The sequence below is a fragment of the Actinomadura luteofluorescens genome, from assembly GCF_013409365.1.
In the GTDB taxonomy this organism is placed as follows: domain Bacteria; phylum Actinomycetota; class Actinomycetes; order Streptosporangiales; family Streptosporangiaceae; genus Spirillospora; species Spirillospora luteofluorescens.
This window is the reverse complement of sequence record NZ_JACCBA010000001.1, coordinates 8,383,699-8,407,184: the sequence shown is the minus strand read 5'-3', so window position 1 is coordinate 8,407,184 and position 23,486 is coordinate 8,383,699. Positions and strand designations below refer to the sequence as shown.

The following is a 23,486-nucleotide window of genomic DNA, read 5'->3' as shown; positions in this document are numbered from 1 at the left end:
CCGAGACTTGCGACCAGCTCGCCGACGCCCAGCAGCGGGAACGGGACGCGCAGGAGCTCGCCGCGCAGCGCGGCCGCGCGGCCGCGGACGCCGTCGCCGCGGCCGACGCCGCGCTACAGGACGCCGCGCAGGCACGCGCCGAGGTGCAGGCCGTCCGCGCGGCCGCCGAGGCGGCGATGAGCGAGGTGCGGCGCCAGCTGGAGCATGCGCGCGCCGAGGCCCACCAGCAGCGCGAACGGGCGGCTGTCGCCGAGCAGCGCGCCCAGACCGCCGAAGCCGCCGCCGAGTACGCTGCCGAACAGGCCGCGCACGCGGCGCCCGACGACCGATGATGGCCGCCTCCCCCCACCCGCCTGGTGGAGAAGCGGAGAGTCGATGAACCCTCTCCCCCGCCCCTCGACCGTCCTTGCCTTCCCCCGGTCCGCTGATCGGGACGGCCGCAGTAGTCGAAGTGCCCTGCCCGGATCTTCGGTGCCCCCGACTGTGGTGAGCCGCGGCTGCTGGACGTGGTCGCGGGGTGTCTGGCCTGCAAGGAGGGTTTGCCAGTCGGCCCGCTGCGGCGTGCGCGTGGCCTGCCTGGGTGCGCCGGGCTGTGGTTCCAGGGGCTAGGGATCCCTCTGCTCGTTCATGTGGCCAGGAGGTGGCTGGTGACGGCGACGGCGGTGACGGGGTTTTCAAGTAGCCGGTGGAGCGGTGGAAGTCGAAGGCGCCGATGGCACTGGTCAGGTCGGTGAACTTTCCGGCGATGCCGCCGGGGGGATGGCGATGATGTCGCCGGGGTCGGTGATGTTGATCCATTGGCCAACGCCTGGGGGGTTTGGCTGGTGCGCCGTCGTGGGGTGCGAGCCGGCCGTAGACGATGTGCGGCATCGCCAGCGGTGACCCCAGGGTGATGAGCAGGTCAATGGGCTGGTGGGGGCGGCCCAGAGCGCCTCGTAGGTGACGACGCTGCCGAGTGAGTGGGCGATGACCACGCGCGGTCGGGCACGGGTGAGGGTGTCGGTGACGGCGTCTCGGGCTTGCCGGCGGCGGGCGGGGTCGGTGAAGTAAGTGTCGACTTCGGTGAACAGGGCCCTTGCCAGGAGGCGGGTGGCGGCGTGGTCGAGGCCGAACCGGTTGGCGATCCAGCTGATCGCGGCCCGTAGGGGTGCGGTCAGCCAGCCGCTCCTCCGGATAATTGCTTCAGCGCCACCGAGGACACATCCTTCCCCTGGAACCCAGGATCCAGGGCGCAGGGTGTCCACACTTCGGGGGGAAGGGCCCTCATCCAGCAGGAACAACGTCACTGGAGCGCCTTGATCCTCATCGGCGACCTTCACCCCATGCTCCACATCGGCGGACCTGTGCTGGCCGCCGTTCCCCCAGCACCCGCAGACCATCGAAGTTGATCGGCCGCACACCGTGGCTGAGCACGTGCACGGCACGCACCCCGTCCGCGGGCATCGGAGCATCCAAGAACTCCTCCACCGCCTTGCCCAGTTGCTATGCGGTCACCCCACCCTCCAGCACCGTGCACTGGTAGCGCAGCCGCTGAAGCGCCAACACCATCTCCGCACGCAGCCGTGACGCATCGGGGATGTCTTTCGGGGTGGTCACCTCCGGCTCCTGCTGGCCGTCGGAAAACGAACCGATCACCGCACACAGCGCAGCCCGGGCGTCGGTTCACTCAAAGCGCGCCTCCCCGCATCGCCGACCCCTCGGCGGGTTAGCCACCACATGCGCCGCTGTCCCCCGAACCGGGCCATCCCTGCCTACGCTCGACACAGGGTCCCACGCCCACCACCCAGCCGGCGGCCGGTGCGTTCGGGGCTAGAGCGAAAGGAACGCGAGTCATCGACACCGCCCGATGGGAAGCGCAGATCCTCGACCGGCTCATCCCGCCTCCCGACCCGCAGCACCAGCAGCAACCCCGCGCACGCCATACCGCACGCCAATGGGCGGCCGCGGGGTCCTACGGACGGTCACACGCTGCTGAGCACGCGGCTGCGGCTGGCCGGCTCGATGAGCTGCTGACCGATCCGCAGTTCCTGGTGTATGGGGACCCGGCCTCCCTGGAACCGGTACTGGACCACGCGGTCACCGATCATGGGCGGTTGGCGGCTGCGGTGTACCGCACCAGCGCCCACCTTCACCGCACCGCCACCCCGCAGCTGCGCCGGCAGGCACTGGCGGTCGACGCCGCCCGGCACGGCACCCCCGACCTTGTCCTAGCACTGCGCCCCCCACCCGGCAGTGGACCGCCGTGGTGGCCGGTGTGGGCGACCGGGTCCCAGATCACCACCGGCCTGCGCACCACCATCCCCACCACCAGCTGCGTGCGGGCGGTGGCGTGCACCGTTGTGGAGGGCTGCCCGGTCGCCGTCACCTGCGGGGACGACGGGGCAGTGAGGGTGTGGGATCTCGCCGCCGGCACCCCGGTCGGACAGCCGATGACCGGCGACACCGGCGGGGTGCAGGCGGTGGCATGTACCACGGTGGATGGGAGGCAGGTCGCCGTCACCGGCAGCATCGACGGGACGGTGCGGATGTGGGACCTGACCGGTTGTGCCCCGGTCGGAGACCCGATGACCGGCCACACCGGCGGGGTGCAGGCGGTGGCATGTACCACGGTGGATGGGAGGCAGGTCGCCGTCACCGGCAGCATCGACGGGACGGTGCGGATGTGGGACCTGACCGGTTGTGCCCCGGTCGGAGACCCGATGACCGGCCACACCGGCGGGGTGCAGGCGGTGGCATGTACCACGGTGGATGGGAGGCAGGTCGCCGTCACCGGCAGCATCGACGGGACGGTGCGGATGTGGGACCTGACCGGTTGTGCCCCGGTCGGAGACCCGATCATCGACCACACCGGCCGCACCGGCGCGGTCTCGGCGGTGGCGTGTACCACCGTGGGCGACCGCCCCGTCGCCGTCACCGGCAGCGGGACGACGCGTTTTAGCGGGTCGGTGCGGGTGTGGGACCTGACAACCCGCACCCTGATCGGCAACCCGCTCAGAGAGCCCATCGGCAGAGTGTTGACGGTCTCGTGCACCACCCTGAACAACCGGCCGATCGCCGTTACCGGCGATCTCAAGAAGTTTGTGCCGCCAGCGGCCGCCCGCCGACGCGCGTCCAGAACCCTGGGCTCTTCACCGGCAATTAGGACAGTGCGGGTGTGGGATCTGACAACCGGAACACTGATCGACAACCCCATCACCGGCCACATCGACGGGATGGAGGCGGTCACATGCTCCACCGTGGGCGGCCACCCCGTCGCCGTCACCACCGGTGGCGGCGACAAGACGATGCGGGTGTGGGACCTGGAAACCCGCACTACAGTCAGTGCCCCGACCGGCCACACGGAGGGGGTGCTGGCGGTGGCGTGCACCCCGGTGGACGGTCACCCCGTCGCCGTCACCACCGGCGGCGACGACGAGACGATGCGGATGTGGGACCTTGCCACCGGCACCCCGGTCGGGAACCTGCTGACCGGCCACCAGTTGGGGGTGGTGGCGGTGGCGTGCACCACGGTGGACGGCCGCCCGATCGCCCTCGCCGTCACTGGCAGCAACGAGCTGAAGGTGTGGGATCTGACTACCCGCACCCCGGTTGGGAACCGGATCCTCCTCGGCCACACCGGCAGGGTGGTGGCGGTGGCGTGCACCACCCTGAACGGCCGGGCGGTGGCCATCAGCGCCGGTTATGACCGCAAGGTGCGGGTGTGGGACCTTGCCACCGGCACCCCGGTCGGGAACCTGCTGACCGGCCACCAGTTGGGGGTGGTGGCGGTGGCGTGCACCACGGTGGACGGCCGTCCAGTCGCTGTCACCACCGGTGGCTTCCACGACAAGACGGTGCGGGTGTGGGACCTTGCCACCGGCGCCCCGGTCGGGGAGCCGATGACCGGTCACACCGGCGGGGTGCAGGCGGTGGCGTGCACCACGGTGGACGGCCGTTCGGTCGCCGTCACCGGCGGCGACGACAAGACAGTGCGGGTGTGGGACCTGGCTGACCGTGCCCCAACTGGGGACCCGATGAGAGGCCACACCCACAAGGTGCAGGCGGTGGCGTGCACCACGGTGGACGGCCGTTCGGTCGCCGTCACCGGCGGCGACGACAAGACAGTGCGGATGTGGGACCTGGCCGGGCGGCGGGAGGCCGCACGATTCGCCCTGCCCGGGGGCGTGAACGCTCTGGCGATCACCCCCGGCGGAGGGCTGATCGCGGCGTTCAACCGGGAGATCGTCTATCTGGAGCTTACGGACGCACATGGCGGCGTGGGGTGGCAGTGATCTTGCCGCTCGACCGTGGGGGTGTCGACCAGACAGGGGGCGGGCCGCTGGTCACTACCAGGTTGGAACCCGGCGGCGGGCGGGGTAGATGGTGATCCCTCGTCGCACCTGAGGGTTGGCCGAAAGCCTGGTTCTGCTCGGCGTGCCGAGAAGACCGCGGGGGGATCAGCACCGGTCCGTGTTGCTGTCTGCGAGGGAGCCCGGGGCGGTGGTGGCTGGCCGGGCCGACCGGTCGGCCCGTTTGCGCCGTGGTCGCAGGAACCGGGGAGCGGTTCGGTGCAGGCTTGCTCGTAGACAGCTCGCGCGACGGGTTCGGGGTCGTCGGTGCCACGGTTGGGGCAGGGCGCCTCGGGGGCGGTGATCGGAGTACGGCAGCCGAGGCAGTACGGCTGATTCTCAGGGGCGCGCTGGGCTTGGACGGGCTGGTGCAGGGTGGTGCGGTCGACACCGTAGTCTGCGGTTATCTGGGAGAGGGATTCACCAGCATCCAGGGCGGCTGCTCGGCGGACCTGGCCGTCGGTCATCTTGCGGGGCCGACCGTGCAGCAGGTCACCGCGATCGCCCGGGAGGGCTTGGTCATGGCCCCCGCGGGGCTGGCGCTGACCGAGGCACACGAGATCTTCTCGGGTGTGCAGCATCACCTGGTCGCCGCTCAGGTCCGTGCGGTGAAGGCGGCAGCGGCGGGTGTGACCGGCCTAGCGGACTGACGGAAGAAACGTGCTACCGCGTGCAGAGCTTCGAGAGTCCGGCGTCATCCCCCTGCGCAACGTGGCCGTATCGCCGGGACGTCCCGTCCGGGATCTGGGGCGCCGCCGAGTACGGCAGTCTGCTCCGCCCCGACCAGCCCACGATGGATCACCGTCTGTGGCGCTGCCACACACGGCCGGCGCTGGCGTGTGCGGGCGGGCGGGCGGGCAGGATGCCATGGCGGGAACGAACTGCTCGCGCTGGGGATCGCGGTGATGCTGGCGGCGATGACGCCGCAGACAGCCGCAGCGGTCCGCGATTATCACTCGCCGATACCGCTGTTCACTTCCGGCGCCGAGGCCGCCGTCCACGGCCTGCGTGACCTCGCCCAGAACTGGAGCCAAGGTCTAGCCGATCAGGTGGGCGGCATGAGTTGCAGCTGGTAGACCATGCCGTCCACGACGATGACCTTGTCGGAGTCCGGTCGTACGGCCGACCGGGACCGCGTGTGGTCGGGGCCTGTGCTTATCAATAGGCGTCGGGATATCCGACGTCGAGGTGGGGCGAAGTCTGCGAGATCCACGTTGTGCCGATGGATGCGTCACAGCGGAGTTGGTCCCCGGATGCGCCGGTTTGTCGGCAGAACGAAACCGTTCCGTCGGTGTTGGTCAGCCAGCCCCGGTCGGAGGCGTATCCCCAGTCGCCGGCGGGTGCGTTCGTGGTGGTCCAGCCTGTGCCGGTGAGGACGTGGCAGACCAGGGTCTGGCAGGACTCGATGCCGGTGCGGGCGCACATGGCCGGGCCGTTGCTGGTGGGTAGGTAGGTCCGGTTGTCGGAGTAGCCGACGTCCAGGTGTGGGGATGTTTGGGAGGTCCAGTTGGTGCCGTTGAGGGTGTCGCAGCGCAGTTGGTCTCCGGGGGTTCCCACACGTCGGCAGTAGGAGACTGTGCCGTTGGTGTTGGCTATCCATGAGCGGTCGGAGGCGTATCCCCAGTCACCGGCGGGTGCGTTCGTGGTGGTCCAGCCTGTGCCGGTGAGGACGTGGCAGACCAGGGTCTGGCAGGACTCGATGCCGGTGCGGGCGCACATGGCCGGGCCGTTACTCGTGCGCAGATAGGCCCGGTCCCCGGACTCGGTGGTCGTCTGCACGTACAAGCTCGTTGGAGGCGCGGCACCGTTCGAATTTCGTGCGATGACGGCATAGGTGTATGCCTGGTTGGGCGAGACCTGGGAATCCAAGTAGGTCGTTCCGCTGACCGTGGCCAGCAGCGCTCCGTTGCGGGTCACCTGGTAGTTGGTCGCGTTCGTCCCGGCGTTCCAGCGAAGACTCACCCGCGAGCTGTGGGGCAGCGCCGAAATCGTACCGGCCGGGCCGGGGAGGGGATGTTCCTCCACTGGCGGTAGGTCCTTCAGATGGATGAACTCTGCCGACGCGAACGTCGTGCCGGATCGTTCGAGACGGCGCCGCGAGGAGTACCCGTAGGTGTCGGTGATGTAGGAGTCTTCGCTGATCTCGATGTACGTCGAGGTCACCACCTCGACGTAAGCCACATGGCCAAAAGCGCCGTCCCATTGCGCAATGGAACCGATTACCGGGGTCGTGTCAACGACGACGCCGGCGGCACGAGCCTTCTCGTCCCACTCGAATGCGTTGCCGATCGCGCCCGGCCACGGCTTGGACGCGCCGTTCGCGGACAGCCGGTACGCGGCGTAGCTGACGCAGTTGTGGCCGGGCCCCCAGGAGCCCCACACGCTCTGTCCAGCGTAACCGGTGGCCGCCAGGCAACTGTAGTTTCCTGACTGGCACAACACCGTCTCACCACTACCGGCCAGCGCGCGCCCAGGGAGGAAAGCAATCGCAAGAGCGATGGATATGATTAGGGCAACGGCCCGCGATGCACCACGGGCTCTGAAAAGGCCGCCTGCTCCAACGACGCGGATCCGTGAGTTGCCGCGAGTAGAGATCGACGTCCGGCTCATTTCTGATCGCTGCATTCGTTCACCTTCCATGTCCGATCTCACGAGTGAGGTAAGCGAAAATGATGTTCATAAGATTCAATACTCGAAGGCTTATTTGAAAGCGAAAGACTCGAAAAGTCCAGAGGTGTCGCTGGCCGGTGGTGGCATGTTTACTGATCTACAGGTGCCGGTCCAGGCATGACCGCATTCTCGCCGTCCAAGAGTGACCCTTTTCATCCTCGGCGGGTCGGTTGATCACAACATGGTCGCGAGTCGATGGAGTCCCCCCGGACGCAGAGAAGCCCCTGGTAGACGAGGTTGATCACCGCAACCACACCGTCTCACCAGGAGCTTCTGCGTTCTGTTCTACCGTGCCGCCGTGGATCTGTCGCGTCCGACGCTGAACCGATGACGGCTGTCTCCCCCGCTACCCGCTCCCCTGGAAAAGCAGCATTCGAGGACCGTCTCTCCCCCGGCTTCTCATTCATCTCCCGCGCACCGACTCGCCGCCCGGGACTGGACGCTGTGGTCGCCGCCGGCTGCGTTGACCGGTGCCCGGCCGGCTGGGCCCAGGTCCGCGACGCCAGCCACCCCGGCGTCGCCCACCGCCGCGCCCGCGGCAGTGCGGACAGTGAGCCCGCCGGTGCTGTGGCTGACCCGGTCAGGGGTACTGACAAAACTCTTTGATCAGCGGCAACGCAAGGGCCCGCTCCACCGGATTCCACGCTAAGCAAGATCATCTTCCACTGTTGTCTGGTACCCGTGGAAGGGGCTGACACAGGGCCCGACGTGCACGTAGACGAGCTTGCTCTCTGGACTCGCCCAGGCGAGGTCGGTCGACGGCGGTCTGACGGCTGAGCGGTTGCGCCGCGCCGTAGATTCCGCACGGCCACGTCGGTGGCGATGCGCGCACGCACGCGGGCGTGCTGTTGGCGACCGGCACGGCCACCGAGGCGCGCGCCGACGCCGACGAGGCGCGCAAGGAGACCGGCCGGGCGCAGCAGGCCCGCCAGACCGCCGAGAACAACGCCGCGGCCGCCGAGCGCCGCGAGCAGCACGCCCGGAAGGCGTACGCGGACGCCAAAGGCCGCCTACGAGGACGTCGCCGCGCAGCTGGCCACCACCGAGCAGCAGAGCGCGGTCCGGCTCGATGCGCAGTTGACCGCCGAACACGACCGCGACACCGCGCGCGCCGAGCTAGCCGTCGAACGCGACGCGCACGCCGCGACCACCGACACCACTGCCCGGGACCTGGACGACATCCGCCGCCGGTTGACGGCCGCCGAGCAGGCCCGCGAGACCGCGGCCGCCGACGCCGCGGCCGCGCGCCTACGCCGCCGTCACCGAGCTGGAGGTCGAACGCGGCGGCCGCGCGGCGGCCGAGGCCGAGCTGCGGCTGCCCACCACTCCACGCTCACCGGCCACATTGGGCCAGTGGATGGAGCGACCCGCACGGTGCTTGAGGGCCGTCCTGTCGCCGTCACGGGCGGCGACGATGAGACGGTGCGGGTGTGGGACCTGGCCACCGGCACCCCGCTCTGCGAACCGCTCACCGGCCACACCGCCTGGGTGTGTGGGGTGGCGTGCACAAGACTGGAGGGCCGGCCTGTCGCCGTCACCGCCAGCGACGACGAAACGGTGCGGGTGTGAGACTTGGACTCCGGCACTCGGCACAGCGAGTCCCGCACTGGCCACACCGGCTGGGTTGCTGCGGTGGCGTGCACGGTGCTGGACGGCCGCCCCGTGGCCGTTGCCGGCGGCGACGATGGGACGGTGCGGGTGTGGGATCTGACGAACGCGCAGCAGTTGGCGGCCTTCGCCATGCCTGCCGATGTGGCGTGCGTGGCCGCGCCCCCCGACGGTGGGCTGGTAGTTGGGTTTGACTGGGAGGTCGGCTGTCTGGTCGCGGAGACCGGTTCCGGTGACTCGGCGTGGGGCGGAGCCGGGGATTAGAGGTAGGCGGTCAGGGTGGCGGCGGTGACGGCGTTTTTGAGGTAGGCAGTGGAGCGGTGAAAGTCGAAAGCACCGATGGCGTTGGACAGGTCGCTGGTCACCTCGGCGAAGCGGGTGCGTACGCCGCCCGCCGGGATGGCGATGATGTCGCCGGGATCAGTGATGTTGATCCACTGGTTGACACCGGGGGGTTTACGGCGGGGCCCGGGGTGGGGGGCGAGCCGGTCGAACACCAGGTGCGGCATCGCCAGCGGCGATCCGAGGGTGATCAGCAGCTCGATCGGGGGGTGCGGCGCGGCCCACAGCGCTTCGTAGGCGACCGCGCTGCCCAGCGAATGCGCGATCAGTACCCGCGGGCGGGTGTGGTGGAGGGCCTCGGTGACCTGGGTGCGGGCTGCGGCGCGACGGTCGGGGTCGGTGAAGTAGGCGCCGAGCTCGCCGAAGAACGCCGCGGCCAGGCCGCGAGCCAAGACGTGGTCCAGGCCGAAACGGGTGGCGACCCAGCTGACCGCGGCGCGCGCCGGCGCGGTCAGCCACCCCTGCACGACCGGTTCTTCGGCGCCCAGCAGCCGTGCCCATTCCACGATGTCAGCCTGCGTCGCAGTGTCCAGGTCGTCCAGGTCGTCGGGTCCCTGGGCGGTGCGTGTCCGCAGATGGTGGGCGTAGTAGGCCATCATCACCTGGAACGGCGTTTCTTCGGCCGGGCGGCCGAGCCCGGCCGCGATCGCGTCACGCCACCAGCCGGCGATCCGCTCGGCCGCCGCCTGCGGCTCCAGTCCGCCTTGGCGGTTCCACACGCCGTGCACACCCAGCACCGGCACCGTGTCGCTATCGGTCATTGCCGCCTCCCGCACTGCCGCCTGTGACCCGCTGCAAGCTGACAACCTCCCAGCCGAAACCCACCACCAGCCCACCGTCGGGGGCCGCGGCAACGCACCCCACTTCGGCGGGCATGGGCAACACCGCCAACTGCTGCGCAGTCGGCAAATCCCACACCCGCACCGTCCCATCACGGCCGCCGGTGACGGCCACGGGCCGACCGTCCAGCACCGTGCACGCCACCGCGTGCACCGGGCCGTCGTGGCCGGTGAGGGGCTCGCCGTGCGGGGCTCCGGTGGCCAGGCCCCACACCCGCACCGTCCCATCACGGCCGCCGGTGACGGCCACGGGCCGACCGTCCAGCACCGTGCACGCCACCGCCCAAACCCAGCCGTCATGGCCGGTGAGCGGCTCGCCGTGCTGAGTGCCGGAGACCAGGCCCCACACCCGCACCGTCCCATCACGGCCGCCGGTGACGGCCACGGGCCGACCGTCCAGCACCGTGCACGCCACCGCGTGCACCGGGCCGTCGTGGCCGGTGAGGGGCTCGCCGTGCGGGGCTCCGGTGGCCAGGCCCCACACCCGCACCGTCCCATCACGGCCGCCGGTGACGGCCACGGGCCGACCGTCCAGCACCGTGCACGCCACCGCATACACCGAGCCGTTGTAGCGGGTGAGAGCTCCACCGCGCGGGGCTCCGGTGACGAGGTCCCGCACCCGCAGCGTCCCCTCGCTGCCGCCCATGGCGGCGACAGCGACGGGCCGGCCGTCCAGCACCGTGCACGCCACCGCATACACCGGGCCCGTGTCGCCGGTGAGGGGCTCACCATCGGGAGTGGAGGTGGTTAGGCCCCACGTCCACACCGTCCCGTCGAGGTCGCCGGTGACGCCGACGGGCTGCCCGTCCAGCACCGTGCACGCCACCGCCACCACCCCGCTGGTGTGGCCGGTGGCGGGTTCGCTGTGCAGGCTTCGGGTGGTGAGGTCCCACACCCTCACCGTGCGATCGGCGCTTCCAGAAATGGCGACAGGTCGGTCGTTCAGCGCCGTGCACGCCACCGCCACCACCCCGTCGGTGTGGCCGGTGGCGGGTTCGCTGTGCAGGCTTCGGGTGGTGAGGTCCCACACCCTCACCGTGCGATCGGCGCTTCCAGAAATGGCGACAGGTCGTCCGTCCAGTGCCGTGCATGCCACCGCGTTCACTGCGTCGATGTGACCGGTGAGTGGTTCCCCGACCGGGGCGCAAGCAGCCAGATCCCACACCCGCACCGTCCTATCGAGGCCGCCGGTGACGGCGACGGGCCGACCGTCCAGCACCGTGCACGCCACCGCCCACACCCAGCCGTCATGGCCGGTGAGCGGCTCGCCGTGCTGAGTGCCGGAGACCAGATCCCATACCCGCACCGTTGCGTCGGCGCCGCCGGTGACGGCCACGGGCCGACCGTCCAGCACCGTGCACACCGCCGCCAACACCTGGCCGGCGTAGCCGGTTAGCGGCTCGCCGTGCGGGGTTCCGGTGGCCAGGTCCCACACCCGCACCGTCCCATCGTCACCGCCGGTGACGGCCACGGGCCGGCCGTCCAGCACCGTGCACGCCACCGCGTGCACCGGGCCGCTGTGCCCGGTGAGGGGGTCACTGTGCGGGGTGCCGGAGACCAGATCCCACACCCGCACCGTCCCATCACGGCCGCCGGTGACGGCCACGGGCCGGCCGTCCAGCACCGTGCACGCCACCGCATACACCGGGCCCGTGTCGCCGGTGAGGGGCTCGCCGCGCGGGGTGCCGGAGACCAGATCCCACACCCGTACCGTCCCATCACGGCCGCCGGTGACGGCCACGGGCCGACCGTCCAGCACCGTGCACCCCACCGCCCACACCGGGCCCGTGGGGTCAGGGAGGATACTGAGGCTGCCGCTGCCGAGTTGTCCGCCGGTAGCCCAGTACGGTCGCCATGATCCTTCGGTTCTGGCGTCGATTTCGGTGAGTAGGCCAGGGATTTGATGGCGGGCGGCGTCGATGCCCAGCAGTGTCCGGCGGCCTTGCGGCGTCATGGTCCGGTGTCGGTGGGCGGAGGTGCGGTACACCGCGGCGTAGCGGCGGGCCTGCTCGCCGTGCGCGCGGTTCAGCAGAGGGATCAGTGCGGTGGGGTTGGCGTGGACGATGAATTCGGGGTCGGTGAGCAGGTCGTCGAACTGGCCGGCGGTGGCAGCGTGGTCGGCGGCGTGGGTCAGGGCGTAGTGGCTGGCGGTCGCCCACGCGCGTGGCCGCGCCTCCGGTGTCGGACTCGTGCGAGAACTCGCCGGGTCGGTCGTGGCACGGGGCGTTGTGGAGAGTGATTGGGGCGGTGTGGGGCCTTCGGCGGCGCGAGCAGGCAGGAGCTGCTCCAGGATGCGGGCTTCCCAGTGGCGGGGGCTGGTGGGGGGCGTGGTCATGGGCCGGTGGGGTGGTGGCGTAGGTAGTCGGTGAGGCCCTGGTGGAACAGCCGGTAGTGGATGACGCCGCGGTGGTCGGGGGTCAGCCGCAGGTAGAAGCGGACGTTGGCCAGGCTGGCCTGGGCCTGCGCGAAGGTCGGGTCCGCCACGGTGAGGCCGGTGGGCTGGGTGTCGGGGTGGAAGACCGGAGCAACGTGCATGAGAGTGTCCAACGGCATGCCGTCACCGCGGGCGAAGGCGCAGGCGGCCAGCAGCGGCCGCGCCCACTCGTCGTCGCGGCGGGCCTGCAGGTCCATCTCCATCACCTCCGGCAGGCTGAGGGGGACGCGCGCGCCGCGGGCCCGCGCCGCCGCCGGGTCGGCGGGCAGCGCCCGGTCGGTGACCTCATGGTGGGTGTACAGCGCGGCGACCAGGAACGGACCCCACCCGGGATCACCGGCGTCGGCCACACCGGGCAGCCCGCCTCTGACGTCGCCATAGACGCTGCCAGAGACGCCGCCGTTCAGAGCGCTCCCGACCGGACCCGGGGCCGCGTGGGACGGTGAGCGGGTCGGCCCGCTGTCCAGCCTCCCGGCACGCTGAGGGCTGGACTCCGGTGAGGGGGCGGTGGTGAGGGCGGTGGCCAGGCCGACGGCGAAGGCGGTGCGGGCGTTGGCGTAGGCGGCGGTGTCGTAGGGGGCTTGGCGGGCCAGCAGTGCGGTGACGTAGCCGGTGATGGCCTGGCGGACCTCGCCGGCGGGTTCCTCGTCAAGGTCGATCAGCCCGCCGTGGGCGCGGGCTCGTTCCAGCATCGGGGTGAACTGCCGCCAGCGGCGGGTGCCCACCAGCAGCCGACAACCACCGCCGTCCCTCGGATCGCCGTTCCGCCCACTGCGATCGTGCGCACCGCCTTCGCGCTCGTCGTGGCTTTCCTGGCCGCCGGTGCGGTCGGCCAGCTGGAGCAGCAGTTGCCGCAGCTCAGCGGGTTGCGCGGCCTCGTCTAGGGCGTCGATCACAATGACCGGGGGTGTAGGCGCTGCCGCGATCCCTTCGAGCAGGTCCTGCATGTTCCACCCCTCCCGCAACGTCGCCTGACGCCCCTCCCACCGTGCTGCCTGCGCCGGTGAGCCTGCCGCGCGCGCCGCCGCGTCAGCGGCATCGCCGCGCGGTTCAGCGCCCGCGCCGGCGGTGTCCGCGGGGTCGGGGCTCGTGCCATTGGGGGGTGGTAGCCGCAGCTGGCGGGCCAGGGAGTCGATGACCTGCTGAGTGGTCAGCTGCCGGGCGTGCACGGCGACCAGCTCCTGGTTGCGCGAGGGTACGTGCGCAAGCCGGTTCCAGGCCGGGTCGGTCGCGGCGCGCAGCTGCGGATGCGCAGCGCACACCAGCACCCCCAGCAGCGCCGACTTGCCCGAGCCGGGGCTTCCGGTCACCACCCGCAACCTCCCGCCCGCGGCCCCCTCGACCACGGCCCCCTCAACCCCCGTGCCATCTAATGGTCCGGGCGGTGCGCTGGCCGTTGTCCCGTCAAGCCACGCCGACAGCTGCTGCAGTAGCCGGTCGCGGCCCTGGAACAGGCCGGTGGCCATGCGCGGGAACAGACCGGAGGCGTAGGCGCGGTCGATGAAGTGCGCGGGGTCCAGGCCCACCGCCAGATCACCAATGCCCGGGTCGATGCCCTCGGGGAGCTGGTCGGCGTCATGCGGGGTCAGGTTGGGGAAGAATCGGAACCGGGGCACATCGTCCAGCAAGGAGTGCAGGCTGCAGGTCACTTGCTGCCCGTACCCGGGGGCGGCGACCATCGCCTCGATATCCCGGGCAACCTGGTCGGGACTCACGAAGCCGAACCCGCGGGCGACGTCGTAGCGGCCGTCGGCGACCTTGGTCAACGCCGTGATGACAGCGCGGGTGAAGTCGGCGTCGAAGGCGGGGTCGGCGGCGGCCGAGGCGGCCAGCACCACGCTGCGGCGCCGCCCGATCGTCAGCTGGTGTGGCAGCCGGGTCGCGGTCCCGGCCCGGCACACATCCAGCAGCACCAGCGTCGCCGGCGCTTCGGGGTCACGGTCGATCTGCTTCAGCCAGTCCTCGACATCGGTGGCGGCGCCGTGCGCACCGTCCCCGCCGCACACCTCCAGCCCCTCAATGTTCACCGGTTTGGCGCCGTGGCTGAGCACATGCACGATCCGCAGCCCGTCGGCCGCCATCGGCTCGGCCAAGAACCCCCGCACCGCGGCGCCGAGCTCGGCGGCGGGCGGGTCACCCTCCAACACGGTGCAGTCGTAGCCCAGACGCCGCAACGCCGCCACCATCTCGCCGCGCAGCGGGCCAGCGCCGGGAATGTCGGCCAGGGTGCCCGGCGCGGGTTCCTGCTCGCCGGTGGAGAACGACCCGATCACCGCGCACAACGCCCGCCGCACCCGACCGTCCACCCTCAGCCCCCTTCCCACCCGTCGGCGCCTCACAGACCCACCGAGAGGGAGGGCCTGGAACCGGAGAGTAACGACCACTTCCCCAGCGGTCGCGCGAATGAGTCAATCCCGTCCAGTACCGGCCTGGCATCCGGGCGAGCTCGAGCTTCGACACAGGAGGCGCCGGTGGTCGAGCCCAGGAGCGAAGCGCCCTGACGCCCCGGACCCGTGTCCCGCCGGGTGGCCTTGCCCTCCTGCATCACGATCGTGGCCGCGGTCTGCTCGCGATGCCGTGGTCCGCAGGCGGGCAGGTCAGGTGGTCGGTACGGGGTGTCCCATCAGCGGCGGCGGTGAGGTCTACCGGGCTGGAACGGACGGCAAGAAAGTTTGGGGCTACAGCAGAGCCTGGGAGCACCTGACCGATCGCAAGCCCGAATCGCTGGTGGAGATGACCGCTGCGTTCACCGGACCGGACCGGGCGCACCTCACCGACGCCGGCCGCGCTCACTACGAGCAAATGTGGGAGTCCTACGCCCACGCCTACCCGGCCGTGAACGCGCCCGCCCCCGGCAACCACTCCGCCCGGCGGCCGGACCAGGTCGACGAACACCTGGCGCCGCTGCGGAGGCACGCGGACCGCTCCACCGGGAGATCACCACGACTCGGGCGGCGCGCCGCGCGCTCGGTACACTGCCCGCCCCCGGCCGTGCCCGCTGTGGAAGACGTCGACGGAGACACCCTCCCGGTGGCACTGCGGGCCGCCGTCCGGCGACGCAACCGCGCCGCCGCGACGTGCCGGACCGCCGCCGCCCGCGCCGGCCGACCGGGCCGCCGACCGCTACCGCCGCATTGTGAAAGGCCACCGGCGTCTACTCCGCGGCGCTCGCCGCCTACGTCACCAAACTGGAGGAGGCCTATCGGACGGCATGCACCCACTACGTGATGGCCGCAGTCGCAGCCTGCCAGGCCACCGCCGACGGCACCGACCCCCTCGCCGCAGTGACCACCAGCCGCCCCGAGACCACCGACGGCTGGGCCTGGCTGCCCGCCCGTACCCGTGACCGGGCTCCCCGAGGTCGGGCCGACCTCGCCCAAGCCCACACGCGCGCCGAGGGTCTGCGGCGTCGCCATAAGAGGAAGACCCCGTCTGAGCGGGTGGATGTCTTGGACGTCGGTGCGCGGATTATCGTGTTCGCGGACGCGGTCGCGGGCGACCGTCGAGACGGCCGATCGCGTTCGCGGTCCCGCGGCAGTTGAGGCCGTCGGCACGCAGGTTGCAGACGCGTTTGCGTGCGTCGCCGGTGACCGGAGACCATAGTGCATCACCTGCAATTACACAGTACGGGCATAGCGCATCGGGAACTGACAGCCGCCACTGACCAGGCAAGACACAAATAAACAGTTCAGTGGCCGCTCCAAAGTTTGGATCAGGTATCGCCTGATCCAAGCTGGCCTTGGTAGATCTCCACGAGCCTGGAATCGACCCGGCCCAGGCCATCTCGGGTGAAGGCGATGCTCGTGGGACGAAGATCCAGACTTCGGCGAGCAGCGATCAGAAAGTCGTGTTCAGCGCTGAAGAAACGCTGCTCGATGTCCTCTCGCACGGCTTCAGCGCCGGGAATTGCGCTGGCGACCGCAGTGCGCCGCGCCATGCGGGTCAGAAGATGCGCAGCGTCCACCGGGTCCTGATCTTGAGCCACCATCTGGACTGCGGCGAACGCCGCTTCCATCTTCTCCTGATACTCGCTGTCTTCTTGGCCGATACCCGGCACCAGGCGCCTGCCGTCGGGGTGAAGCGACACGTTCACCCGGGAGCCTGGTCCGGTCACGTAGGACCGATACTGCCGGACTGCCGCGAGGAAGTCCCCGTAGGCAGTGCGTCGCACGTCTCGCCAGCGCCGCATCTCATCGCGCTCCCACGCTCTGGCCTGCGCCCGAGACGACAGCAGGCTGCCGAGGCCTACTCCTATCAACGCCATCAGACCACTCAACCAGCTTCCTGCAGCACCCACACGTACCTCCGCCTAGATCGATGATGTACATCGAGGATCCCAACAACCCGCCCGCGCGGACCACGCAAGAAGATGTCGCTGAGGGCCGCCGCAGGCAAGCTCGGATCTCGGCCCTTGGCTCCCAGCCAATACGTGACCTGCTTTCGCGGAGGATGAATGCCGCCATAAGGGTCACGAGCTGGAACGTCCAGCACGCTGGGCAAGGAGTGTCGATTCAGCAAACCCCGGAGTACCAGGAACTGCTGGAGACTCTCTGGAAGGCCGACGAAGATCTCGTTGAGCAGATCCGCGAAGAACTGAAGACGGGCCAAGCACAGTGGCTGTTGCGTCCTCAACGACGTCGGCTCAGGTTGCGGCGGTCCTGGGCTCTCTGAGGCTCCAGAGTACATACGTAGCCGTTCCAGTCGAAGCCGTGAGCGCTTCCTCAAGGCATCCTGGAAGACCCGTTTGACAACTGCTCCTGGTGGCGCTCGGAGTTACCAAACGTGCTCCACTGAGGCGATGAAGTCGTCGAGTTGTCGATCGGTGATCCGTCGCAATCGGTCGATCTTGATACTGCGCAGGCGTCCGGACCGGAGCAGCATGTACACCTTGTCGCGGCCGACCTGCAGGATCTCGGCGACCTGCTCCACGGTGTACACGCGCACCCGGATCCCGTCATCGGTGGAGCCACTCTCAACTGTCGTATCGCTCAGACGTGCCCGTCCGTACTCGGAGCGGGCGATTGGCACACTCCTATCACCGGAGGCCTGTACCGGATCCGACAGGATCGGAGCACCGCAGCGCTCACATGCGTGGCATGGGAATCTGCAACGAGTGGTCACCTCAAGCACCCCCCGGTGTCGCTGATGACCTCCCCGGTTCCGTCTTCGAGGCGGAGTGCCACTTCGCGATGGAGATGACCACAGAGAGGCCCGGCGGCACCGTCGCGGGCGTGAGGCAACGGAGTCTTCGCCCGCTTCGGTAGCGGTCGCGGGTTCAGGTTCTGGTGGTGAACTGGTGCGTGGGCTCGCATGGAAGCGATCCTGAAGGCATGGGCAGCGGGGTTCGGGTGGCGGTGTGGGCGCATACGCAGGCCTCCGGTCAGGCTTCTGTGGTGCGGAATGCGGGGCGGGCGGCGCCGATGTATTGGCGTTCGCGGTAGGGGTTGCCGGTGAATTGGGAGATGCGGACGACATCGCCGGTGTGGGGGGCGTGGATCATGCGACCGCGGCCGTGATAGATCCCGACGTGGTGGATGGTGGCGGGATTGCGGGGGTTGATGGCGAAGAAGAGCAGGTCTCCGGGCTGGAGTTGAAACCTGGGGATGTGGGTTCCGGCGTTGTACTGGTCGGCGGCGACTCGGGGTAGGCGGATGCCGGCTTGTGCCCAGGCGTACTGGGTGAGGCCGGAGCAGTCGAAGCCTTTGATGCCGGCTCCTTGGGCGGTGCCGTAGGTGGGGCCGGAGGGGCCTCCGCCGCCCCAGGAGTAGGGGGTGCCGAGCCAGCGCAGGGCCGCGCGGACGGCGGTGGCGCCGCGTCCGGTGGCGGTAGGTGCGGCGTAGCGGGCGGCTTGGGCCAGGACTTTGCGGACGTACCAGTGGGCGTGGTTGTACTGCCAGATGGCCCGGTAGATGTGTTTGCCGCCTTTCCCGGCGCCGTTGGCGCACAGGTAGTTTGCGGCGCCGTGGATGGCGTCGGCGGGGTTGTAGCGGTCTTTGCGGCCGTCGTGGTCGCCGTCGATGCCGTAGGCGGCCCAGGTGGGAGCGAGGAACTGCATGGGGCCGCCGGCTCCGGCGAAGTTCTGGCCGGAGTGGACGCCGGGCGCGGTGGAGCGGCCATGGTCGGATTCGATCTTGCCGATGGCCGCCAGGACGTTCCAGGGCAGGCCGCGGCAGGTAGAAGCGGCGTCGAGGTACCAGCGCAGGTAGGCCGGCGGTATGTCGCGTACGGCTTCCGCAGTGGGCGCGCCTGCCAGCTCTGAGCCGGTTCCTGCGGCGGAGTTGCGACCGACGAGCAGGATCACCAAAGCCAGCGGGACAGCAAGAGCGGCGGCGCATGCGGTGGCGGCGGCTTTCACCGCTCCAGCCGCCAGGGTGTTCTACTCCTGGCTGACCTGCTCCTGGGTGGTCTGGTTGTGGGCGCCGGTGCGGGCGCGGCGTTGGGCGCGGTATCCGGCGCCCTTCTTGGGTTCGGGTGGCTCATGTGCGGTCTCCCCCGGTTGGTGGGGCTGCCGCAGCACCTCGCGGACCGCTTGCCAGGAGTAGCGGAAGTCCTTGCCGGTCTTGAGGGCGGGGATCTGCCCTGCGTTGGCCATCCGGCGGACGGTCTGGGGCGAGAGGCCGAGTTTGGTCGCGAGTTCGGCGGTGGTGAGGACGTCGGGGTCGCGGCTGGGTGTCTCGGTCATCGCGGGGGCTCCTGGTTCGGCGGTCACGGCTGTCCTCTCCAGTGTGGTGGACGGGCGCTGCGGAAGCACGTTCTTGAGGTCGGATGGTTCTCGAAGAAACTGTTTGACGTTGCTTGCGCTCCATAATCCTGCCACGTACTGTGAGCGACCAACAACCCAGCGCATTGATTCGGGGGTACGCGGGTGAGTCTTCGACAAACCGGACCAAGCAAGGCCGAGCAGGCGAGAGAGGTCCTTGACGTGGTCGTTGCCGGCGCGCACGGCGGCGCCGGGACCTCCACGCTGGCCGCGCTACTGCCCGCGGCGTGGGACATGGGCTCGATCGGCCAACTACTGGATCTCGACCGGGCACCGCTTCAGGCCAAGGGCCGTCCGGTGGTGCTGGCCACGCGCAACACCGCGGTGGCGGCCACGCACGCCACCGCCGCGATCAGTGCGCTCCACGCCTGGGGAGAGCGCGTGGCCGTGCTGGCGATCGTCAGCGACGGCGGCCCGGAGTCGCGCGACGCGACCGCCCGGTACGGGCTGCTGACCGCGCGGGTCGGTGGCGTGGTGCGCGTCCCGCATGTGCGGACTTTGCGGCTCGTCGAGGACCCGTCGACGGTCGCCATGCCAGGCAAGGCGCACCAAGCCCTCGGTGAGATCCGGCGCCTGGTCAGCGAGGAGCACCGATGACTCTGATCTCCTCCCTGCTCACCGCGGTCCCGCTCGTAGGCATGGATGTCGATGTGCCCGATCCGCCCCCGGCTCCCCCGCCTGGGCTGGATAGCAAGATGGCGACGCTGCTGTCGTGGGGCAAGTGGGGCGTGCTGATCTGCGGCGTCGCCGGCTTGTTCATCTGCGCGGGTCAGATGGCCATCGGCCGCAAGAACCGGTCCACGTTCGCGGCCGACGGAGCGACCGGCATCCCGTGGGTGCTGGGCGGGCTGAGTCTGGCGGCGACGGCGGCTCCGATCGTCGGGGTGTTCTTCAAATGACCCGGGCGAAGGAGGACGTGAACCCGTCGGACCGCGTGGCTTGGTGGCGCCGAGGCCCGGTCATCGCGACGTCGGTGATCGGCTGCGGAGTCCTGGTGGGGCTTCTGGCGCCTCCAGCCTTCAGGACGCCACCCGTGACGACTCCAGTGATCGTGCGAACGACGGCGCGAGCCGGGCACATGGTCAGCGCGCCGCCAGTTTCCTTCGCCGGTGTGCCGTGGCGGGACTACCACGGCGTTCTCCTGCCCTACTCCGCTGAGGACGGGCCACGCAACACGGCCGGCGATCTGGCGTCGGGGTTCGCCAGGACGCCGCGCGGGGCCTTGCTGGCCGCGATCCATATCGCGGTGCGCGCCAACGTGCAGTGGGGCAGCAGAGTATTCGGTCCGACCATCGAGCGGCAGGTCACCGGCCCCGATGCGAGCATCCTGCTTGATGCGACACGCAGGGCCTACGAGCGTTTGAGGGGCGACCGGCCCGATGGCGCCTTGCTCAGCCGCGGATATGTCGTGCTGGAGGCGTTCCGTTGGCAGGGCTATTCGCCCGAGGCGGCGAGCCTGGATCTGGTGTCGGCGGGTCCGGGCGACAGCGATGTGACGGTCCGTGCCGTAGCCCGGTTCCAGTTGCAGTGGCAGGACGGTGACTGGCGTCTCCTGGCTCCCCCGGGCGGAACATGGGTCGGAACAGCGGCCCCCGTCGATTCGCCGGACGGCTATGTCCGCTTCCCGAGCGGGGGCGCCTGATGTTTCCGTTCGATCCGTGCTCACCGGTCATGGACCCGGCCTGCGTCCAGCCGGTCGACAACGACGGCCACGGCGGAGGGGGCCCATCTCTGCCCGGGGTACCGGACATCCCTGCCATGGTCGGCGGGCACATGCTGGACGAGGCGGCCAAGTCGTTCCAGTCGGCGGTCGGCTGGCTGATCTCCAACACCGCCGCCTGGTGGGTCAAGACCCCCTCCCCCGACCTGGAGGGCGAGCCGGCGATCAGATACCTGCAACTCCTGGTCCAACCCCTGACGATCGCGGTCGCGGCACTGGCGTTGCTGGCGGTCGCCGCGCGCATGGCGCTGTCGCGCAAGGCGGTTCCGCTGATCGACGCCGGACGCGGCCTGGTCGTGCTCGCGACGGTCACCGTGATCGGCACCGTCCTTCCGAACCTGCTGCTGCAGTGGGGCGATCAATGGTCGGGCTGGGTGCTGAACGCGTCCTCACAGGGTGACTTCGCCAAGCGAATGACCCAGATCGTGATGATGCCGAGCGGGACACCGGCCGCGCTGGTACTCCTCCTCTGCCTCATCGCGCTGATCATCGGCATCATCCAGGCGATCCTGCTGCTGTTCCGCGGAGCGGCGCTGGTCATTTTGGCCGGGCTGCTGCCGCTGGCGGCCGCAGGCATGATCACCACTTCAACCCGATCGTGGTTCACCCGTGTGGCCGGCTGGATGCTCGCGCTGATCTTCTACAAGCCCGCCGCGGCAGCGGTGTACGCGACGGCGTTCACGCTCGTCGGCAAGGGCAAGGACATGCGCGTGATCCTGATGGGGTTCACGATGATGCTGATCAGCCTGATCGCCTTCCCTGTACTGCTGAAGTTCTTCACCTGGACGACCGGCGGCACCGAATCGAGCACCGGCGGCGGGATCCTCGGCGCGCTGATGGGCAGCGCGACCGCGTTGGGCGCGTTGCGCGCCTACGGTGCCCTGGGCGCATCGGGCGGACGGTCGGACTCGGCAGGCGAGCACGCCGACTACCTCGACCAGCAACTCGGCGACCAAAGTCCCCCAGCGCAGCCACCGTCCACCGCCGACTCCGCCGACCAGCCGTCTTCCCCGCCCGGTCACCCCCATGACACATCGGCACCGGCCGGCGGTCTCGGCCATAACTCTTCCGATTCCAGCTCCCCCGAAGGAACCGGTTCTCCTGAGGCAGGCCAGCCTGCGCAGGGCGGTCACGGGTGGGCTCCGCCTGACGGCGGTCACGGCGAACCGGTCGGTCCTACCGGCATCCGCGCGGCCGACCGTGAACGCCGCCGCGGTGAGGACGCCATCCGCTGGGTTGGCAACGGCGGTCTGGACGGACCGACCGGCGCCGCCGGGGAAGGCGGTGGCGGCGGTGGAGCATGACATCCGCACCTACGGCGGCTGGCGACGCCGCCAGGGCATCGGCCTGCTCGGCCTGGACACCACCTCGACCTTCATCGCGCTCGGCACCGCGATGCTGCTCGTGCTGATCGCGGCCACCGCCCCACGGATCCTGGTCTACCTAATCCCGCCCGTCCTGATCAGTGGCGCGCTCAGCCTGATCCGGGTCGGTGGCGTGCCCCTGGCGCGCGTCGTTCTGGCGCGGTGCCGCTGGCGTTGGGGCGTGTGGCGCGGCCACACCCGCTACCGGGCCGGTGTCGTCATCGAGCACCCGCGCGCGTTCCAACTCCCGGGCGTTCTCGCGCCACTGACACTGCTCAGCGCCGAGGACGGCTACGGCGGCCGGTACGGAATCGTGTGGGACCGCCGCGCCGGCCTGCTGACCGCCACCCTCCGCGTCGTCCCCGCCTCGACGTGGCTGGCCGACCGCAGCGACGCCGACACCTGGGTCGCCGCCTGGGGCGGCTGGCTCGCCGCACTCGGGCACATGCCCGCCGTGCGCTGGGTGAGCGTGACGGTCGACACCGCGCCCGAGCCCGGCTCTACCCTCGCCGACGCCGTCGACCGCGCCGTCGTGGACACCGCGCCGGAACCGGCCCGCGTCATCATGAGCGAGCTCGTCCGCACAGCCCCCGCAGCAGCCGCCGATGTCGACACCCGCGTCTCGATCACCTTCGATCCCAAGGCGTCCGCGGCCGGCCCGAAGGACCTGTTCGAGGCGGTCGCCGAACTGGGCCGCACGCTGGACGGGCTGGCGTCACGTCTCGGTGGCTGCGGTGTGTCCGTGCTGGGACGCGCCACCGCAGCCGAGATCGCCGGGGCGGTACGGATCGCCTTCGACCCCGACGCGCGCGGTGAGGTGAACCGGCTGCTCGCCCGCCCGAACTCCGAGGAGATCCTGTCGTGGGCTGATGCCGGACCGGTCGCAGCGACCGAGCACACCACCCACTTCGAGCATGACGGCGGGCACTCGGTGAGCTGGGCGTGGCACGAGCCACCCCGTCAGAACGTGCGCTCCGACGTCCTGGCCAGGCTGGTCGCGCCCGGCCCGTTCCCCAAGCGCGTCACCCTGCAGTACCGGGCGTTGCCCGCCGCGGCGGCGAGCCGCGTCCTGCAACAGGAGGTCAACGCGGCGGCGTTCCGTGCCCAGTTCCGGCGCCGCACCGGCCGCGACGAGACCGCGCGCGACAGCTGGGACGCCGCCCGCGCCCGGCAGGCCGCCGCCGAGGAAGCCATGGGCGCCGGGGTCTGCCTGGTCTCGTTGTACGCGACCGTCACCGTCACCGATCCCGGCCAGCTTCAACGCGCCGTGGCCCATGTGGAGGCGTCGGCCGACTCGGCCAAGATTCGGCTCCGCCGCCTGTGGGGCAGCCAGGCCGCCGGATTCGCCACCACCCTGCCGTGCGGCATCTGCCCACCCGAACTGTCTCGCCGCCTCTTGCACTGAACCGGAGGAACCGAGC

General features: G+C 70.3%; 23 protein-coding genes and 1 pseudogene. 12 read left to right on the top strand and 12 right to left on the bottom strand.

Annotation, left to right across the window (positions count from 1 at the left end; genetic code table 11):
* Positions 1-113: 113 nt before the first annotated feature.
* The 4 genes from BJY14_RS46040 to BJY14_RS46950 form a co-directional block, all read right to left on the bottom strand.
* Entirely contained in the window at positions 114-311 is a 198-nt protein-coding gene (locus BJY14_RS46040) for a hypothetical protein (RefSeq protein WP_179848142.1), read from the bottom strand.
* A 411-nt stretch (positions 312-722) separates the two neighbouring features.
* On the bottom strand, positions 723-1,319 hold the full coding sequence (locus tag BJY14_RS38740; RefSeq protein WP_179848141.1) for a hypothetical protein: 597 nt from the start codon (positions 1,317-1,319) through the stop codon (positions 723-725).
* Positions 1,320-1,482: 163 nt separating this feature from the next.
* On the bottom strand, positions 1,483-1,635 hold the full coding sequence (locus BJY14_RS38735) for a hypothetical protein (protein ID WP_179848140.1): 153 nt from the start codon (positions 1,633-1,635) through the stop codon (positions 1,483-1,485).
* A 326-nt stretch (positions 1,636-1,961) separates the two neighbouring features.
* On the bottom strand, positions 1,962-2,087 hold the full coding sequence (locus BJY14_RS46950; protein ID WP_281382170.1) for a hypothetical protein: 126 nt from the start codon (positions 2,085-2,087) through the stop codon (positions 1,962-1,964).
* Between the two features lie 6 nt (positions 2,088-2,093).
* Here BJY14_RS46950 and BJY14_RS38730 point away from each other — a divergent pair, with 6 nt between their 5' ends.
* The 4 genes and pseudogenes from BJY14_RS38730 (at position 2,094) to BJY14_RS38720 (ending at position 5,404) form a co-directional block, all read left to right on the top strand.
* Positions 2,094-4,271 carry a WD40 repeat domain-containing protein gene (locus BJY14_RS38730; protein WP_179848139.1) on the top strand — a complete coding sequence of 726 codons (2,178 nt, stop codon included), beginning with the start codon at positions 2,094-2,096 and terminating at the stop codon, positions 4,269-4,271.
* Positions 4,272-4,684: 413 nt separating this feature from the next.
* Positions 4,685-4,978, top strand: a complete 294-nt coding sequence (locus tag BJY14_RS38725; RefSeq protein ID WP_179848138.1) for a hypothetical protein — start codon at positions 4,685-4,687, stop codon at positions 4,976-4,978.
* A 20-nt stretch (positions 4,979-4,998) separates the two neighbouring features.
* A pseudogene (locus tag BJY14_RS47885) lies at positions 4,999-5,163 on the top strand (DUF6283 family protein); the annotation flags it as partial.
* A gap of 70 nt (positions 5,164-5,233) precedes the next feature.
* Positions 5,234-5,404, top strand: coding sequence for a hypothetical protein (locus tag BJY14_RS38720; protein ID WP_179848137.1), 171 nt, complete (start codon positions 5,234-5,236; stop codon positions 5,402-5,404).
* 82 nt (positions 5,405-5,486) lie between these two features.
* Here the strand turns inward: BJY14_RS38720 and BJY14_RS46945 are convergent, their stop codons facing one another.
* On the bottom strand, positions 5,487-6,710 hold the full coding sequence (locus BJY14_RS46945) for a CHAP domain-containing protein (protein WP_179848136.1): 1,224 nt from the start codon (positions 6,708-6,710) through the stop codon (positions 5,487-5,489).
* A 1,365-nt stretch (positions 6,711-8,075) separates the two neighbouring features.
* On the opposite strand from BJY14_RS46945, the gene BJY14_RS38710 reads away from it, so the two are divergent.
* Entirely contained in the window at positions 8,076-8,567 is a 492-nt protein-coding gene (locus tag BJY14_RS38710; RefSeq protein WP_179848135.1) for a WD40 repeat domain-containing protein, read from the top strand.
* 3 nt (positions 8,568-8,570) lie between these two features.
* Positions 8,571-8,870: a WD40 repeat domain-containing protein gene (locus BJY14_RS47880; RefSeq protein WP_376770028.1), complete on the top strand. Its 300-nt coding sequence runs from the start codon at positions 8,571-8,573 to the stop codon at positions 8,868-8,870.
* On the opposite strand, the gene BJY14_RS38705 is transcribed toward BJY14_RS47880, so the two are convergent.
* The 4 genes from BJY14_RS38705 to BJY14_RS38690 all read right to left on the bottom strand — a co-directional run bounded on the left by BJY14_RS38705 (position 8,867) and on the right by BJY14_RS38690 (position 16,497).
* A complete protein-coding gene (locus BJY14_RS38705) occupies positions 8,867-9,709 on the bottom strand; it encodes a serine peptidase (RefSeq protein ID WP_179848134.1) in 843 nt (280 codons plus the stop codon). The two genes, BJY14_RS47880 and BJY14_RS38705, sit on opposite strands and share 4 nt — an antisense overlap.
* Positions 9,699-12,122 carry a WD40 repeat domain-containing protein gene (locus tag BJY14_RS38700; protein ID WP_179848133.1) on the bottom strand — a complete coding sequence of 808 codons (2,424 nt, stop codon included), beginning with the start codon at positions 12,120-12,122 and terminating at the stop codon, positions 9,699-9,701. Before BJY14_RS38700 ends, BJY14_RS38705 begins: the two co-directional genes overlap by 11 nt.
* Positions 12,119-14,527: an ATP-binding protein gene (locus BJY14_RS38695; protein ID WP_179848132.1), complete on the bottom strand. Its 2,409-nt coding sequence runs from the start codon at positions 14,525-14,527 to the stop codon at positions 12,119-12,121. The genes BJY14_RS38700 and BJY14_RS38695 overlap by 4 nt, the downstream gene beginning before the upstream one ends.
* 1,406 nt (positions 14,528-15,933) lie before the next feature.
* Entirely contained in the window at positions 15,934-16,497 is a 564-nt protein-coding gene (locus BJY14_RS38690; protein WP_179848131.1) for a hypothetical protein, read from the bottom strand.
* A gap of 41 nt (positions 16,498-16,538) precedes the next feature.
* Between BJY14_RS38690 and BJY14_RS38685 the strand changes: the two genes are divergently transcribed.
* A complete protein-coding gene (locus BJY14_RS38685) occupies positions 16,539-16,892 on the top strand; it encodes a hypothetical protein (RefSeq protein ID WP_179848130.1) in 354 nt (117 codons plus the stop codon).
* Positions 16,893-16,994: 102 nt separating this feature from the next.
* On the opposite strand, the gene BJY14_RS47525 is transcribed toward BJY14_RS38685, so the two are convergent.
* From BJY14_RS47525 to BJY14_RS38670, 3 genes are all read right to left on the bottom strand, one after another.
* On the bottom strand, positions 16,995-17,159 hold the full coding sequence (locus BJY14_RS47525; protein ID WP_179849909.1) for a helix-turn-helix domain-containing protein: 165 nt from the start codon (positions 17,157-17,159) through the stop codon (positions 16,995-16,997).
* Between the two features lie 442 nt (positions 17,160-17,601).
* On the bottom strand, positions 17,602-18,522 hold the full coding sequence (locus tag BJY14_RS46030) for a C40 family peptidase (protein ID WP_312879639.1): 921 nt from the start codon (positions 18,520-18,522) through the stop codon (positions 17,602-17,604).
* A gap of 75 nt (positions 18,523-18,597) precedes the next feature.
* A complete protein-coding gene (locus BJY14_RS38670; RefSeq protein WP_179848128.1) occupies positions 18,598-18,903 on the bottom strand; it encodes a helix-turn-helix domain-containing protein in 306 nt (101 codons plus the stop codon).
* Between the two features lie 240 nt (positions 18,904-19,143).
* Here BJY14_RS38670 and BJY14_RS38665 point away from each other — a divergent pair, with 240 nt between their 5' ends.
* The 5 genes from BJY14_RS38665 (at position 19,144) to BJY14_RS38645 (ending at position 23,470) form a co-directional block, all read left to right on the top strand.
* Positions 19,144-19,578, top strand: a complete 435-nt coding sequence (locus tag BJY14_RS38665; protein WP_179848127.1) for a hypothetical protein — start codon at positions 19,144-19,146, stop codon at positions 19,576-19,578.
* Entirely contained in the window at positions 19,575-19,880 is a 306-nt protein-coding gene (locus BJY14_RS38660) for a hypothetical protein (protein ID WP_179848126.1), read from the top strand. The genes BJY14_RS38665 and BJY14_RS38660 overlap by 4 nt, the downstream gene beginning before the upstream one ends.
* A gap of 134 nt (positions 19,881-20,014) precedes the next feature.
* Positions 20,015-20,623, top strand: a complete 609-nt coding sequence (locus tag BJY14_RS38655) for a DUF8175 domain-containg protein (protein WP_218905777.1) — start codon at positions 20,015-20,017, stop codon at positions 20,621-20,623.
* A 131-nt stretch (positions 20,624-20,754) separates the two neighbouring features.
* Entirely contained in the window at positions 20,755-22,005 is a 1,251-nt protein-coding gene (locus BJY14_RS38650) for a TrbL/VirB6 family protein (protein ID WP_179848124.1), read from the top strand.
* Positions 21,995-23,470 carry an SCO6880 family protein gene (locus tag BJY14_RS38645; RefSeq protein ID WP_312879637.1) on the top strand — a complete coding sequence of 492 codons (1,476 nt, stop codon included), beginning with the start codon at positions 21,995-21,997 and terminating at the stop codon, positions 23,468-23,470. Before BJY14_RS38650 ends, BJY14_RS38645 begins: the two co-directional genes overlap by 11 nt.
* Positions 23,471-23,486: the final 16 nt, after the last annotated feature.